The sequence below is a fragment of the Streptomyces cupreus genome, from assembly GCF_014257025.1.
In the GTDB taxonomy this organism is placed as follows: Bacteria; Actinomycetota; Actinomycetes; order Streptomycetales; family Streptomycetaceae; genus Streptomyces; species Streptomyces cupreus.
This window is the reverse complement of sequence record NZ_JACMSF010000025.1, coordinates 43,408-58,363: the sequence shown is the minus strand read 5'-3', so window position 1 is coordinate 58,363 and position 14,956 is coordinate 43,408. Positions and strand designations below refer to the sequence as shown.

The 14,956-nt window shown below is 68.2% G+C and carries 13 protein-coding genes and 2 pseudogenes; 7 read left to right on the top strand and 8 right to left on the bottom strand.

Translation table 11 applies throughout. The annotated features are described in order from the left end of the window. Positions 1 to 9: 9 nt before the first annotated feature. Together H4N64_RS46420 and H4N64_RS22915 are read right to left on the bottom strand one after the other, a co-directional pair. A pseudogene (locus tag H4N64_RS46420) lies at positions 10 to 267 on the bottom strand (transposase); the annotation flags it as partial. 334 nt (positions 268 to 601) lie between these two features. Beyond that, positions 602 to 757, bottom strand: coding sequence for a hypothetical protein (locus tag H4N64_RS22915; RefSeq protein ID WP_336246779.1), 156 nt, complete (start codon positions 755 to 757; stop codon positions 602 to 604). Between the two features lie 879 nt (positions 758 to 1,636). Between H4N64_RS22915 and H4N64_RS22910 the strand changes: the two genes are divergently transcribed. After that, positions 1,637 to 3,997: an EAL domain-containing protein gene (locus H4N64_RS22910; protein ID WP_186284284.1), complete on the top strand. Its 2,361-nt coding sequence runs from the start codon at positions 1,637 to 1,639 to the stop codon at positions 3,995 to 3,997. Between the two features lie 499 nt (positions 3,998 to 4,496). Continuing rightward, on the top strand, positions 4,497 to 4,640 hold the full coding sequence (locus tag H4N64_RS22905) for a hypothetical protein (protein WP_186284283.1): 144 nt from the start codon (positions 4,497 to 4,499) through the stop codon (positions 4,638 to 4,640). Between the two features lie 668 nt (positions 4,641 to 5,308). Here H4N64_RS22905 and H4N64_RS22900 read toward each other — a convergent pair. Then, positions 5,309 to 6,772 carry an ISL3 family transposase gene (locus tag H4N64_RS22900; RefSeq protein ID WP_336246786.1) on the bottom strand — a complete coding sequence of 488 codons (1,464 nt, stop codon included), beginning with the start codon at positions 6,770 to 6,772 and terminating at the stop codon, positions 5,309 to 5,311. A gap of 256 nt (positions 6,773 to 7,028) precedes the next feature. Between H4N64_RS22900 and H4N64_RS46415 the strand changes: the two genes are divergently transcribed. Then, complete coding sequence (locus H4N64_RS46415) at positions 7,029 to 9,344, top strand: tetratricopeptide repeat protein (RefSeq protein ID WP_186284282.1); 2,316 nt, start codon at positions 7,029 to 7,031, stop codon at positions 9,342 to 9,344. A gap of 69 nt (positions 9,345 to 9,413) precedes the next feature. Next, complete coding sequence (locus H4N64_RS22890; protein WP_336246778.1) at positions 9,414 to 10,256, top strand: AAC(3) family N-acetyltransferase; 843 nt, start codon at positions 9,414 to 9,416, stop codon at positions 10,254 to 10,256. A gap of 250 nt (positions 10,257 to 10,506) precedes the next feature. Here H4N64_RS22890 and H4N64_RS46800 read toward each other — a convergent pair whose 3' ends face one another. After that, positions 10,507 to 10,854 carry a transposase gene (locus tag H4N64_RS46800; RefSeq protein WP_418896283.1) on the bottom strand — a complete coding sequence of 116 codons (348 nt, stop codon included), beginning with the start codon at positions 10,852 to 10,854 and terminating at the stop codon, positions 10,507 to 10,509. After that, positions 10,781 to 11,026: a hypothetical protein gene (locus H4N64_RS44450; protein ID WP_222109283.1), complete on the bottom strand. Its 246-nt coding sequence runs from the start codon at positions 11,024 to 11,026 to the stop codon at positions 10,781 to 10,783. The genes H4N64_RS46800 and H4N64_RS44450 overlap by 74 nt, the downstream gene beginning before the upstream one ends. A 58-nt stretch (positions 11,027 to 11,084) precedes the next feature. Here H4N64_RS44450 and H4N64_RS22880 point away from each other — a divergent pair, with 58 nt between their 5' ends. Then, positions 11,085 to 11,300, top strand: a complete 216-nt coding sequence (locus tag H4N64_RS22880) for a Tn3 family transposase (protein ID WP_186284281.1) — start codon at positions 11,085 to 11,087, stop codon at positions 11,298 to 11,300. 192 nt (positions 11,301 to 11,492) lie between these two features. Here the strand turns inward: H4N64_RS22880 and H4N64_RS22875 are convergent, their stop codons facing one another. Both H4N64_RS22875 and H4N64_RS22870 read right to left on the bottom strand, forming a co-directional pair. Next, positions 11,493 to 11,888 carry a cupin domain-containing protein gene (locus H4N64_RS22875; protein WP_186284280.1) on the bottom strand — a complete coding sequence of 132 codons (396 nt, stop codon included), beginning with the start codon at positions 11,886 to 11,888 and terminating at the stop codon, positions 11,493 to 11,495. Beyond that, complete coding sequence (locus tag H4N64_RS22870; RefSeq protein WP_186284279.1) at positions 11,885 to 13,333, bottom strand: MFS transporter; 1,449 nt, start codon at positions 13,331 to 13,333, stop codon at positions 11,885 to 11,887. The genes H4N64_RS22875 and H4N64_RS22870 overlap by 4 nt, the downstream gene beginning before the upstream one ends. Positions 13,334 to 13,391: 58 nt before the next feature. Between H4N64_RS22870 and H4N64_RS22865 the strand changes: the two genes are divergently transcribed. Further along, positions 13,392 to 14,060: a TetR/AcrR family transcriptional regulator gene (locus H4N64_RS22865; protein ID WP_186284278.1), complete on the top strand. Its 669-nt coding sequence runs from the start codon at positions 13,392 to 13,394 to the stop codon at positions 14,058 to 14,060. Positions 14,061 to 14,197: 137 nt separating this feature from the next. Here H4N64_RS22865 and H4N64_RS22860 read toward each other — a convergent pair. Continuing rightward, positions 14,198 to 14,604: pseudogene (locus H4N64_RS22860) on the bottom strand (RNA polymerase sigma factor); the annotation flags it as partial. 20 nt (positions 14,605 to 14,624) lie between these two features. Here H4N64_RS22860 and H4N64_RS22855 point away from each other — a divergent pair. Next, positions 14,625 to 14,759 carry a hypothetical protein gene (locus tag H4N64_RS22855; protein ID WP_260859892.1) on the top strand — a complete coding sequence of 45 codons (135 nt, stop codon included), beginning with the start codon at positions 14,625 to 14,627 and terminating at the stop codon, positions 14,757 to 14,759. Positions 14,760 to 14,956: the final 197 nt, after the last annotated feature.

The following is a 14,956-nucleotide window of genomic DNA, read 5'->3' as shown; positions in this document are numbered from 1 at the left end:
AGAGGTGGGTTCCGTGTCCGTGCCGTCGTCGTGCCAGGCCGCGAAGTAGTAGACGGCCGACTTCGGTGGCAGGTCGTGCGGGAAGTAGTCTCACTGGCGGCCGGTCCTGCCCTGGTACAGGATCGCGTTGACGATCTCCCGCATCTCATATCGGCCCTGATGTCCCGTCGGGGACGGGTGGTCGGCCTTCCATGCCGCGATCACCGGCTCAATCAACGCCCACCGCTCATCGGACAGGTCGCTCTTGTAGGGCTTGCGGTCACTCACCCGAACAGCCCAGCAGGACCAAGCCACGCGACCAGCCCGAACCACCCAAGCCCACACGATCAGGCGACCACAAGATCGTCATACCGGCTCTAAATGCCCTCCGAGTGGGCATTTAGGGACGGTCTATGCCGGTAAGTACTTTCCTGGCCGTCGGGCTTGAGGTGTTTGCCCCATACGTTCACCCTCGCGTCCATCGAGCCGCGAACGTGTCCGCCCGTTTGCTCCGGTTCTCGCGCCTGAAGCCCGTCTGGTTTGAAGATTCTGAGGATCGAGGTGACGGAGACTCCGAACCGTCAACGCCCCCGGGATCCTTCGTAGCAGTACGCCCAGGTGGTCATGCCTGGAGCGCTTGGCGGGTCAGCTGTGTCAGGCGGCGGGTCATCAGGGTGATCGCCGCCCAGGTGATCAGGGCCTCACTGTGCTGCGGGAGGCGTTCGTAATCGCGGACCAGGCGGTGGGCGTGCATGATCCAACCCAGACTGCGCTTCACCACCCACCTGCGCGGAGGGTGTTAGCTCTGCCCGTGGTGCGGTGGGGATTGCCGCAATCAATGCGGCGGAGATGAGGAAGCTCGCGGCGTCGAGGAGCGCGAGCAGGTTGATTCCACCGGCTGCCGCGGAAGCACCGCCGAAAGCGGAGCCTATCAGCCGGGACAGGTCGTTGTTCTGGCTGTTGAGCGCGTTGGCGGAGGGGCCCCAAAGGCGGGGAGAAGATCGCGGCCGGCCACTGCGTGGTCACCGTCCCGATCGTCGTTTCCCATTCGGGTGGTGCCCATGGGGTGAGGGCGCACGCCGCTCGACCTGGACCGTCGCGTGCCATCCCCTTCCTTCTTGCTGAGTCAGGGCCGCGTCCAGGACGCCGGCGCCCAGGGCACTGATGGCTTCCTGCTTCTCCTCGGGCAGTGCGTACGGTGGAGTACGAGGGCGATCGCCGACACACCGGCCGCTCACTTACGACGGGGTCCAGGCACTCTTTGACGCGGCCGACGCCCGGCCCGCCAAGGGCAAGGGACAGGGCCGCAAGGGTGCCCTGGCGGTCCTGCGGGACACCGCCATCCTGAAGACGGTCTACGCCTACGGCGCCCCGTCGCACCGAGTCATACCCGCTGGGCCTGGTCGACCTGCGCCGCAAAACCGCAGGTCCCGCAGTTTGGCGCCTACGGCAGCATGATGGACCGCTACGGCAAGTCCTCGAAGGGCTCCGCCCAAGCGCCGGGACGGTGCTGACCGTCATGCCGACGGCGGGTTCCGCGGCCGTGAGGTGCGGTTGCGATCTTTACCGAGTCCTCTTTGGGTGGAGCGTACAGGCAGCCCCTGTGGGCTATCCGACCCCGGCCACCAGGACCACGGGTTACGTCCGCGGAGGTGTCATGCAGGAGGCGCAGAGCAAAGCGCTGCGTAGGCGCAGGAACGCCTGGTGGTGGTTTTTGGCCGCCGGCGCCGCGGTGATCACGGTCTACCTCGTGGTCACCGCGCCCGTACGTCACCTGTTCTCCCCGGTGCTGGCGGCCTGTGCCACGGTCGCGATCCTGGTCGGCGTCCGGTGGCACCGGCCGCGCCCGAGCCACTCCTGGTATCTGTTCGCTGTCGGCATGGGGCTGTTCACGGGGGCGGATGCCATCTTCGGCGCCTTCCAGGTCGCGGGCACGCCGGTGCCGTTCCCCTCACCGGCCGACGTGCTGTATCTGGCGGCCTATCCATGCTTCGCTGCCGGCCTGGTCAGCCTGATGGCGGCACGGGGCTCGGGCTGGCGATGGGGGGCCGTGCTGGATGCGGGGATCATTACCCTGGGGATGTCTACCCTGGCATGGGCATTCATCGTCATGCCCTACCTGCGCGGCCACCTGTCGGCGCTGGCGCTGACGGTCTCCCTGGCCTATCCGCTGGCCGATCTCTTGCTGCTGGGCATGGTCGCCAAGCTGGCACTCGTCTCGGGAGTCCGCCTGCCAGCCCTCGCCCTGTTCACTTTGTGGGTGGGTGCCACGCTGGTCGCCGACGCGTTGTACTACTCCACGCTGGCGGCGACTGGCGCTCCGGTCGCCGCCGACGTCTGCTATGCCCTGTGGATGGCTTCCTATGCGCTGCTCGGCGCGGGCGCCCTGCATCCGTCCATGGCCAGGACAACCCAGCTGGTGCCGCGCAACCGGGAGCGGCTGTCCCGCGCCCGTATCTGTGTCCTCACCCTGCCCGCCCTCCTCGGTCCGGTCGTGCTGATCGCGGACGTCGGCGGCGTGCGCGGGCAGGACACACACACCATGGCCATCGCGAGCATCGTGGCCGCTTTGACCGTGTTGCTGGTCGTGCGCATCACGCTCCTGGCACGGTTCGCCGAAGCCCAGGCCGACCAGGCCGGCGCCCGGGCCCGCATGGCCGAGGACGCCTTGCGCCAGCAGACCTCGCTGCAGCAACAGCTCACCCACCAGGCCTTCCACGACGCACTGACCGGTCTGGCCAACCGGCCACTGTTCTTCGAGCGGCTGGATCACGCCCTCAGCCGCCCCGCGGCGGCCCACAACACTGTCCTGCTGCTGATCGACCTCGACGGATTCAAAGACATCAACGACAGCCTCGGCCATCCGGTCGGCGATGAGCTGCTCATCACCGTCGGCCACCGGCTCCTGGGCGCAGCACGCCGCAGCGACACTATCGCCCGCATGGGCGGGGACGAGTTCGCCGTCCTCGCCGAAGACCTCAGCGAGATCCCCGCCGAGACGTACGCCCAGCGGTTCCTGGACCGCTTCAAGGAGCCCTTCGCGCTCTCTGGCCATCGCAGCGTCTTCGTCACCGCCAGCATCGGCGCCGTCGCCATCACCGAACCGACCACGTTCCACGACGCTCTCCGCAACGCCGACATCGCCTTGTACGTGGCCAAGGAACGCGGCCGCGACCGCGCGGAACTCTTCGAGCCGACCATGAGCCTGGGACGGCAGAGCCGGGCCCGTATCGCCCAGGATCTTCGCTACGCGCTGCCCCGTAACGAACTCACCGTGCATTACCAGCCGGTCGTCCACCTGCCCACCGGACAGGTCACCAGCGTGGAGGCCCTGGTGCGCTGGGAGCGGGGCGGCCGATCCCCCACCCCGCCCGAGGTGTTCGTGCCCGTGGCTGAGGAGACAGGCCTGATTCGCCCCATCGGCGCCTGGGTACTGCGCGAAGCCTGCCGCCACGGCCGGCACTGGCACGACACCGTCCCGAAAGCCGAGGCCCTGAGCGTGGCCGTCAACATCTCCGGCCGGCAGCTCAAGGACCACCGCTTCCCCGACACTGTGCGGCAGATCCTGCACGAGACCGCGTTCCCCCCGGCCTCCCTGGTCCTCGAGATCACCGAGAGCACCCTCGTCACCGACGCCGAGACCACATCCCCCCACATTCGCGCACTGCGTGACCTCGGTGTGCGTGTCTCCATCGACGACTTCGGAACCGGGTACTCCTCCTTGGCCTACCTGCGCGACCTGCCGACCGACACCGTCAAGATCGACCAGAGTTTCGTCCTGCGAGGCGGCGGCGATGTCGACACGAGCCTCATCCAGGCCATCCTCCAGGTCGGAGACGCTCTCGACCTGGACGTGATCGCAGAGGGCATCGAAACCCCCCACCAAGCACAGCGGCTGCACTCACTCGGCTGCCTCTACGGCCAGGGCTTCTACTACTCCCCGCCCCTGGCTCCCAAGGCACTGGAGGCCTACCTCACCACCCAGGCAATCCTCACACCCTCCAGCTCACACCCATGACCACGAACCATCCCAGCACACACAAGGCCCCTTCGCCGTCCTGGCCGCCGCCCAGGACCAGAATCAACGCAGCCACAGTGGACGCCCGATTGCCATCACCTTCATCCGTGAGGACTTCGATGACTTCGTCGTACCTGCCCGCGGCCGCCGTGCGCACAGCATCGACCAGGAGCCCCGAAACCAACCACCCGACCAGCTCGTCTGTTGGCGAGCCGGAGCTTTCAGCCCGCAACCGAAGGACCGGGACGGATCCAGTCACGGAGCACGTCGACGAACACGCTTTGTCACACGGTGGACAGAATCAGACCACGGGACCTGAACAACGCCGCCTCGGAATTCTGCCTCTCCACAAGTTGAACGCGACCGGGCGAAGCAGCGCATCCCGGGCTCCTGCGCAGCCGACAAGGACGGACATGTCGCGGCGGAACTGTACAAACGCCCATGGAACAGCCCGTACTACGAGGCGTGTGTCCTGCACTGGACCGGTGACGTCCGGGCAATGCAGGGCCGGCTCGCCCAGACGCGCCAGGCATGGCGTCGTGCGATAGAACTCCTCGTCGAGGCTGGCAACATCGAGGAGGTCGAGCGGCTCCGCGCGAAGCTGTGCCGCCTGCCGCCACGGGCGGCGAAGAAGCGCCGCTGACGCGCCCGTGCGGTCTCCGATGCCTTTGGACATCTCGGCCCACCATTCTGCACACGCCTACCCCTGAGGTGAGCGGCGCCACCTGCGGCTGGTGACACCATTCTTACCGGCAGGCACCCCAGGACCCCCGCGGGTTCGGGAGAACTGAAGGTGCTTCAGGACGAACCCGGGGGTCCACTGGCCTGATTCTGGGTGATGGACCCGTGGGTGCGCGTTACTCAGTACGTACCCCGCGGACTCTTCCCGCCGGTACAGGCCTTCAATGACCGCCGATAGCCGACAAGCCCCCTGCGTGGTCATCACGGCCGCGCGGGACCTTTCGTCATGTCTTGCGTCAACGGCGCTGCGCTGCGACCGCATCCGTGTACAGCGCGCGCGTCAGGTCCTCAGGGCCGCCGGCCGGACGCCGATCCGGCCGGGACTGACGCATGAGCTGTCCGTCACAATGCGCCTCGTGGACAGCGAGACAGCAGCAGCCCTAATCGGAGCAGGGGCGGGCATCATCGGAGCCTTGGTGGGTTGTCGGCGACGCGTGAATCGTGGTTCTGGATCACTTTCAGTGCCGGGGCCACGGAGGGCCACCACAAGCGCGATCATGAACGGCCTCGCGCTGCGAGGAGGACCCGCTTGCGGAGCAGGTCGAAGTTGGCTCGTCCGAACATCTGCCGCTACAGCATCTTGATCTTGTTGTTGTGGCCCTCGACGGCGCCGGAGCTGTAGCTGAGGCTGAGCCCGGCGACGACCGCGGCGCGGTCCTGGCCAAGGCCGTTGACGAAGCCGTGCAGGGAGGGCAGGTCGTCGGCCTGGACGCGCTCGATCCACTGGTCGAGGTCCTGGCCTTGGCGGTTGTTCATCAGCTCGGCGAAGGCCCGCACGTGTTCGGCAGCCCGGTCTAGTTCGGGGCAGCGGGCGAGGATCGCCTTGAGCTGCCGCTCCTGGTCGTCGTCGAGACGGTCGGGGCGGCGGGTGATCCAGCTGGTGACGTCGCGCACGGACGGGGCTTTGCGGGGTGGATCGTCGTGCGGGAAGGCTTCGCGCAGCCGTTGCACGTACTTCTTCACGACGCTCTCGCCGCCGTGGTAGCCGCGCTCGCGGAGTTCCTCGAACAGGCGGCGGGCGACGGTGCAGCCCTCAGCCCACCGCTGGTGCAGGTAGGGCTTGTAGGGATCGAGGATGCTGGTCCGCCCGGTCCAGCGGCCGACCAGGAGCTCGTCCGCGGTGGCCGCGTGGGCCAGGCGGCGGATGGTGTTGCGGGCCAGGCCGAGCCGCCGGGCGATGGGCCGCAGCCCGAGCCCTTCATCCAGCAGGGCGTGGACGGCCGCGTGCTGCTCGCGCACCCGGTCGGACAGGCGCCCGGACTGCCGTGGCTCGCCTGCGGAACGTGACTCCAGATCTGTGATCTGTTCGGCCGGGTTGGGACGAACCGGGCCTGGCTCCTCCGGCTCGCGCAGCAAAGCACGGTGCTGGATAACCGTTTTCTCGACGGCCTCGACCAGGTTCTTCCAGATGTGCCACCGGTCCGCGACGTGGACCGCGTCCGGGGCGCCGAGCCGCCCGGCTTCGGCGTAGGCGGTTGAGCGGTCGCGGCAGATCACCTGGACGCCGGGGTGGTCGGTGAGCCACCGGGCCACCGTCGAGGTTTCCCGGTCGGGCAGCAGATCGACCGGGGTGCGTGTCTCGATGTCCACCAGGATCGTGCCGTAGTTGTGCCCCTTGCGCAGCGCGAACTCGTCCACCCCGAGCACCCGCGGCGTGTGCACTTCGGGCTCAGGCAGGCGGCGTATCAGCCGCAGAAGCGTCGACCGGCTCGCCCTGACCCCGAGTGTGTCCGCCAGGCGGGCGCCGGCCCGGCCCGCCAGCATCACCGCTACCCGTTCGAGCACCGTCTGCAGTCCGGTGCTTCGCCTCCCGTGTCGGAAGGTCAGCCCTTCCACCTGTTCGGCGAACGTCGCCTGCTGGCAGGCCCGTTCTCGGCAACGGAACCGCCGGACCTGTAACTCAACCACCACCGGTCGACCGCCGACCGCGCTGTCCGCGAGCCGACGTACGTACCGGCTGTGCACCCGGGCAGATGCCGTCCCACAGGCGGGGCACACCGCCCGCTCCGCTGACGCGCGGGCCCGTACGACCACCAACTCGCGGTCGGGCACGATGCTTTCAATCACAACACCTTCGACATGGTGGAACCACAAGTCGTGGAGCAGTGCATCACCCACGGCCGTTCATGATCGCAGTTGTGGCGGTGAAGCGATCCCCTGCAGCGGGTACTCGATGCTCCGAGGCGCTCCCTGCGCTCCCCCGATTGCGCCCTCGCGCGGGTGCATGCGGAGGGGAACGGTTGAAAGCATGCTTTGCGCAGTCGTGTGAGTGCTCTCCCAGGAGGGAATTGTGGACGCGGGCCTGGTGTGGAGCGCCGTAGGCACGTTGGGGACGTGCACCGGGCTGGGGTTGGCGTGGCTGCAGTTGCGGGCCCAAGTTCTGGAGCACCGTCAGGGTCCGGTGCCGACAGGGCCCACCGTATTCGGCGAGTCGGTGGCGCCGCCCACAGGGAGACTGCCGTTCGAGACGCACGGCCGTGACGAGGTGATGGCACAGCTGCGGAAGTGGCTGCGTAGGCCGCCAGTGGCGATCGTGATACTGGCGGGGATGGGCGGTATCGGGAAGTCGACGGTTGCGGCGGCGCTGGCTGAGCACGCCCTTCGCAGAGGAAGGGCGGGACGCTTGACCAGACGGGTGTGGTGGGTCTCGGCTGCGGACCATCTGAGCCTTGCAGCCGGGCTGGTCTCCGTGATGCGGCAGTTGGGTGCTACGTCGGCGGACCTACAGGCGGTGGCGTCGGGGGCGCCGGACGCTCCAGACCGGTTCTGGGCGCTGCTGGAGCGAGCATCCCCCGGATGGCTGTTGATCTTCGACAACGCCGACGACCCCGAGGTTCTTGCCGGGGTGCATCGACATAACGAGCCGAACGGCGGCGGCCGATTTCCGAGCGGCCCAGCAGCCGTGAGTGACGGAACGGGCTGGATGCGCCCGTCACGGCGCGGACTGACTGTGGTGACCAGCCGAAATGCCGAGCAGCGAACGTGGGGGCGGCACGCCCTGGTGTACCGGATAGGACCATTGGACGAGGCCGAAGGCGCCCGAGTACTGCTCGGTCTGGCCCCCGGGGCAGGAGACGAGACCGAGGCGCGACGACTGGCCCGGCGGCTGGGCGGGCTGCCACTGGCGCTACATCTGGCCGGAGCCTACCTGTATTCACCCGTTGCCCGGTGGCGAACCTTCGCCGACTATCACCACATACTCGACACCCGTGAGGGGGCACGGTTACTGGATGCCCCCCAGGCAGAGGCGCGCGCAGTGGTGATGCGGACGTGGGAGATCTCCCTGGACGGCCTGGCGCGACGCGGCGTGCCGCATGCGCGTGCACTGCTGCGTCTGCTCTCCTGCTGGGCCCCGGCCACCCTTATCCCGCTCGACTTGCTGGACGCCCGCCGCCTCGCGTGCGTGCTCCGGCCACAAGCCCCTGGGCCTTTCGCTGCCGGGAACGACGAAGACGCAGACTCGCTGGTGGAGGACGCGCTGCACGGCCTGAACGCAATGGGCCTGATCGAGGTGCGGGTGTGCGGCCAGCAGACGGCGGTCGTTCTCCACCCGCTGATGGCTGAAACGAATCGCATCCACATGGCATCAGAGGTCACGCGCCCAGGCGAGCCGGATGCGCGTCTCGTCCGGCGCGTCGCCGTCCGCCTCATCACCTTTGCTCTTTCTGGCCTGCGCTGGTACATGCCGGCCGACTGGCCGCGCTTCCGACTGCTCGGCATACATGTGCACGCCATGCTGGACACCGTTGCTCCGCGCCTCGCGCAGGAATCCCTCACCGCGCTGATCTCAGCTGTCTGCACCACTGGCGCCGCCATCGAGCAGAGCGGAGCCATCGATGTCGGCGAAGACTTGTACCGTCTGGCTCTGACCCGTGGATCTAGCCTCGGCCAGCATCATCCAGTGATCCTCAAACTGCGGCACCACCTCGCATGGAACACAGCCACCAGGGGGCGCCTGGTCGACTCGGAGGCCATGTTCCAGCGGGTTTACGCCGTGCGTCGACAGGTGCTTGGGGAAGACCATCCCGAAACGCTGGACACTCGCCACGAGCTGGCCTGGATCGCCGCCGCCCAGGGACGGTGGGGAGAGGCGGAGAGCGGCTACCGGCGCGTTCTGCCTTCTCGTCAGAGGCTGCTCGGCGAGAACGACGTCCACACGCTGACCACCAGACATGAACTTGGCTGGGCGATCGCCAACCAGGGTCGCTTGGAGGAGGCCGAAGCAGAACTGCGGCCTGTCCTACGCATCCGACGACAGGAACTCGGCGAGGAACACCCGCACACACTGGCGACGTTCCACGAACTGGCGTGGATCACGGCAAAGCGCGGCAGGTACGCCGAGGCGGAGGCGATGTACCGGCAGTTGCTCGAGGCCCGTCTGCGGGTACTTGGAGACAACCACCACCACACGCTGTCCGTTCATCATGAGCTGGGATGGGTCCTGTCTCTACAAGGCAGGTGGAGCGAGGCGATGGCCGAGTGCGAGAGAACTGCGCGGGCCCGTGGACAGGTGCTCGGAGATGACCACCCCGAAACGCTGGCGTCCCGTTCGGCACTCCATCACCTACAAAACGGTCACGTCCCAGACGCAGGCCACATCGCCTGAGGAGCTTCACCAGCTAACAGAGCCACTCACAACTCACATGGTCCACCGGACAGCGAGAAAGGCGACATCGTGACGATCACTGCCAAGGAACTCGTCGCAACGATCGACGAACTGGCGTTGGCCCACCAGCCAGTCATGGTACATGCGTCGCTTCGATCGTTTGGCGAACCTGTGGAGGGCGGGGCGGACGCAATCCTGGATGCCTTGCTCTCCCGCGGCTGCACAGTCCTCGTCCCGTCATTCACCGAACCTCAGTTCGGCGTCGCACCGCCAGACACAATGCGCCTGTCCCGCAACGGCATTGACTACACGACTCTGCCTGAGGTGACGGTATCGCCGGAGACACCTGCGTACTACACCGTCGACTGCGGCGTCATCAACTCGGGCATGGGAGTACTACCAACCCGGCTCATCGCCCGTCGGGAGGCCACGCGCGGCCGACACCCGCTCAACTCCTTCGCCGCGCTCGGACCACAGGCTGCCGAACTCGTCGCGGCACAGAGCCCGGCCGACGTGTACGGGCCAGTGCGCACTCTTGCCGAACGGAACGGCGCCGTGCTCCTGCTCGGTGTCGGACTGAACCGGATGACCGCGCTCCACCTGGCTGAACAGCAGTCCGGCCGAAGGCTCCCCATCCGCTGGGCCCGCCACGCCGACGGGAGGGTCTACATGGTGGAGACAGGATCCTGCTCGGAGGGATTCCCCCGCCTGGAGCCGTGGCTGCGGCCACTGGCACGCACAGCTCGAGTGGGCGCTTCCCAGTGGCGGGCCTATCCGGCAAAGGAAGCCCTCGCCGCAGCGGTCGACGCCATGACCGCAGACCAGAGCATGACTCGCTGCTCCAACTCTCAATGCCTTGCTTGCCATGACTCAGTGGCCGGCGGTCCGATCGGCCCGATCCGACTGGGGTGATGACCAGGGCCGGGGAGCGGCCGTGATCGCCGCGTACGAAGCCCGGACTGCGTCGGTGATGTCCGGGCGAGGCCATCGCCGGGATTGTGGCACCCACCAGCATCAGCGAATCCGTCACTGCATTTCTCTCGGCGCGAGCCCGTTCGTGATCGCACTAGTGGTGACCCTCCGTGACTCCGGCACTGAAAGTGAGCCGGAACCCTCAACGGCCCTGTCTCACTTTCGGGACACTGTTGGTGATTTTCGTCGGCTATGCGGAACGGAGTCGGGTGAAGCGGGAGGTCCTGGTAGTGGCCAGTGGTGTTCCGGTGAGCCAGGCGTCGGCGCGGATGAGGTCGAGTGCGGCGGCGGTGAGGACGTGTTGGGTTCGGGTCTTCTCCAGTCCGCGGCAGCGGGTTCGGCGTAGGCCACAGCGGCGGATTCCTTGTCCGATGGTGGCCTCGATGCCGGCGCGGGTTGAGTAGTGCAGCCACCAGGTGGTGGTCTGCTGTGCCTGGCGGGCGTGCCGGATCGCCTCATGTTCCTCACGTGGTCCCAGGGCGAGCTTGCGGGCTTCGGTTTTCGAACGGGTGCATCGCTGGCGGACCGGGCAGGGGATGCAGTGCTGGGGGTGCGAAGAAGACGTTGGTCTGCGGATATCCGGCCCGGCCGATATGGGGTTTCCAGCGGGCGCTGCGGTGCCCTTGCGGGCAGGTGACCTGCTGTGCGGCCCAGTCGATGTCGAAGCTGTCGAGGTCGAAGCCCTGTCGGGCCTTGCCCTGCCAGGTCACGTCCTCGCGGATAGGGCCGCGACACGCGCACCGCGCTGCGCAACGGGCATCGGTCGCGGTGCAGCAGGTCCTCGCCGATCCGAAGTGGGCCGACACCCTCACTGACGCGGACCGGAGGGCACTGTCCCCGCTGTTCTGGACGCACGTGAACCCCAACGGCCGGTTCGAGCTGGACATGAACCGTCGCCTCGACCTGGACCTGACCGCCCGCGCCGCCGCCGTGCCCGTGCCGCGCACCCCCGAGGGTGAACCGGCCCCCGCTCCAGGGCGATGACGGACTGAGGGCTCAGCTGACGCCGTGGACAACTGTGCTGTGCTGCACGTTCGTCATCTTGTGGGGCCGGCTGGGTGCGCGATGTCCCCGGCAAGCGCGATGAACACCCTTGTGCTGGCGGGGCCAGGCGCCGCCAAGCCCTCGGGCAAGGTTCGTGGTGGCCCGGCAGCCCTTTTACCGGGCCACCTCCGATCAGTGGGTGTCAGTGCGCTTTTCGAGGCGGGTGCCGTGGCGGAGGGTGATCGACATCAGGTCGCTGGGGGCGTCCAGTTCCAGGCGGTGCCAGCGGCCGCGGGGGACGATCACAGCGGCGCCTGCCTGCAGTTGCACCATGCCCTCGGTCCCGCCGGGCGCGTCGGGACGGAAGTAGAGGCGGATGCCGCCGGTCAGGCAGCACACCGCTTCTTCGGCCTCCGGGTGCATCTCCCAGTGGTCGGCGTGAACGTCGGCGTTGGTCTCCACGTGGAACGTGGCGATCTGCCAGGCGCCGGAGCTGCTGCTCGTCATCTGCCGTTCGACGGCTCGGACGTCGCCGTCGGGGTGGAAATGCAGCGCCGAGGCGAACAGGTCGACGGTGGTGGTCGTCATGACGGAGTTCCTTCCAACTGGTTCTCTGCGGGGCCGGTGGATCGCGGGACAGGGGTGACTGCTCGGCAGCGCGGCAGTACACCGATGGCCACGACTGCCGCGAGCACGAAGATGGCGGCGGCGATGGCCAGGCACAGGGCGTAGCCGTCGTTGAGCGCGGCGGGGTCGGCGGTCGTGCCAGTGTGGTGCGCGGCGATGGTGGCCAGGGCAGCCAGGCCGATGCAGCCGCCTAGTTGGCGCGAACTGTTCATGAGGCCGCTGGCCATGCCGGCCTCACGCGGAGCGACGCCGGTGGTCGCGGCGGCGGCAACCGGAGCCAGGACCAGCCCGGCACCGACGCTGGTGACGAGGGACGGGCCGAGCACGTCGGCGAGGAAGCTGCCGTCGGGGCTGATGAGGGCGAACCAGGCCAGGCCCGCGGCGGCCAGCAGGGCGCCGGGCACCAGGGATACACGGGGGGTGCGGGACGCGGTGACGCGGGTAGCGACGATGGTTCCCGCGACCAGGCCCAGGGAGAAGGGCAGAAATGCGGTGCCGGTCGCTGCGGGACCCATGCCCAGGACCTGCTGCATGTACAGGGACACGAAGTAGAACGCCGTGAACTGCCCGGCCGCGGCCAGGAACACCAGCACGTTCGCGCCGGCGACCCAGCGGCTGCGCAGCAGGCCGAGGCGCAGCAGCGGTGCAGCAACCCTCGCCTCGGCGAAAGCGAAGATGCCCAGCATCACAGCTGCGGCGGCGAGGGTCGCCCACGTGGCCGGGGAGCCCCAGCCCAGGGTGTCGGTGCGGACGACACCGAGCACCAACAGCCCGACTCCGCCTGTCGCCAGGACGGCGCCCAGTGCGTCCAGTCTCTCGCGCCGGGCAGGTGATGCCCCGGCGGGCACCCCTGCGGGGATGAGCGCGAGAGCCGCCGCGACGATGGGCAGATTGATCAGCATGACCCAGCGCCAGCCCGCGTACTCGGTCAGCAGTCCACCTGCCAGCACGCCCAGCGCGCCGCCCGCGGCGTTCACCGCGCTCCACACCCCCAGTGCCCGGACGCGCTGGGGGCCTTCGGTGAAGGTGGTGGTGAGCATCGCCAGCGCGGCCGGCGCGGCTGCGGCGGCGCCCAGGCCCTGACCGGCGCGTGCGGCGATCAGTTGCCAGGGATCCTGGGCCAGCCCGCCCACCAGCGAGCACAGCCCGAAGACGGTCAGCCCCAGCACGAACATCCGACGCCGGCCGTACAGGTCGCAAGCGCGTCCCCCCAACAGCAGGAACCCGCCGAACGTGAGCGCATATACGTGCACGACCCACGACAGGTCGAGCGGCGCGAATCCCAGCGCCGTGCGGATCGCGGGTAATGCGACGTTGACCACGGACATGTCCAGGGCGACGACGAACTGGGCGACGGCGGCAGCCGCCAGCACCACTCCGGGCCTCCCGCGAGAGTTTTTATACATGTAAGAAAAGTTAGCGTCGGGGTTCGCCGTTGTCGACACCTGGGGAATGATGGGGGGCATGCCGCAACCGTCCGCACCGCGCAAAACCCTGGGCCGACCCCCCCGTATCTCTCGCGAGGAGATCATTGAGACAGCCCGCCGGATCGTGGATGAGGGAGGCGTGGACCGGCTGACCATGCGGCGGCTGGCCACGGAAGTCGGCAGTACGCCGATGGCGCTCTACCACCACGTCCGCGACAAGGAGGAACTGCTCGTCCTCCTGCTGGACGACTACGCCGCCCGGACCCTGCGCCGACCGGAACTGCCAGCCCACCCTCGCGAGCGGATCATCGTGGCCGCCACCGCAATCCACGAGGCGCTCGCCGCCTGCCCCTGGATCGTGGAGGTACTGACCGCCGACGACTTGCTGTCCACGAGCGCGCTGTGGTTCGTCGAGCAGATCGTCGACGGCCTGGTCGAATGCGGCCTTTCCCTCGACAGGGCCGTGCACGGCTACCGTGCGATCTGGTACTACACCGCCGGAGAGATCGTGGTCAGGACAACAGCGGCCCGACGGCGCGCAGACGATGACCGTGCGACCTACCGGGAGCACGTCTTCGCCGATCTCGACCCGAGCGAGCTACCCCGCTTGGCACAGGCCGCAGACCGTTGGGCTCCGCTGACCGCTGAGGACACCTACCGGGACGGGCTCCGGGCCCTGGTGGACGGCCTTCTCGTCAGCCGCTGACAGACTCGCCGCCGAAGATATGCCTGGCCGCTGACACCACGGCTCTCAAGTGTCGGCAAACGATCCTTTGACGACAGGGTGGCGGACGATCTCAAGCGGGGCAGCGCTCGCGCCCACCCCTCCGTCGCCACGGCGCGTCACGCGCGGGACTCCAGGCGGTGGGCGCGGGCGCTGAGATGGCGGCGTTCGGGGGTGCTGGTGGTGCGGCGGGCGGCTTCGCGGTGGGGGCCGCCGCGGCCCCGTGTTCGCCAAGGAGTTCAAGGAGGTGGGCACGGGTGGCGAGCAGGCTATGGTGGCGGGCCGTGCGGTTGTCGGTCTCCAGTGCGGTGATCAGGTCGAGTCCCGCGGCCGGGCCGTGGACCATGGCGACGGCGACCGCGCGGTTGAGGGAAACCATCGGGTTCGGCCCGAACCGCTGCAGGATTTCGTACAGGGCGAGGATCTGGGGCCAGTCGGTGGCGACGGTGTCCTCGGCCTCGTCGTGCACGGCCGCGATGGCGGCCTGCAGTTGGTACGGGCCGACCCGGCCGAGCGGCAGGGTCCGCGGGCGTCACCGACGAGTCGATGCTGTCCATGGCCCTCCACCTGCGCGAGCAGGAGATGAGCCTGCGCGACATTGCCAAACGCCTCGTCATCACCACCGGTACGAAGAAAGGCCAGCACCCCCTCACCCGCCACCGTCATGCGCATGCTGCGTGAACACGACGAGCACACAACCGCGATGGAAACCACCGGCTGACCTGCGGCTCAGCCCTTGACGCTGACTCCGCGAGATGAGTGCTCACCCCGTGCCCGTCTTGGCTTGTGCGCCCACCAACTACCAGTAAGGCCCGTGGGGATGGGCGCCACACAAGAGGCCAGTGATCGTCACGGCGGAGGTTGAAAACACCCCGGCA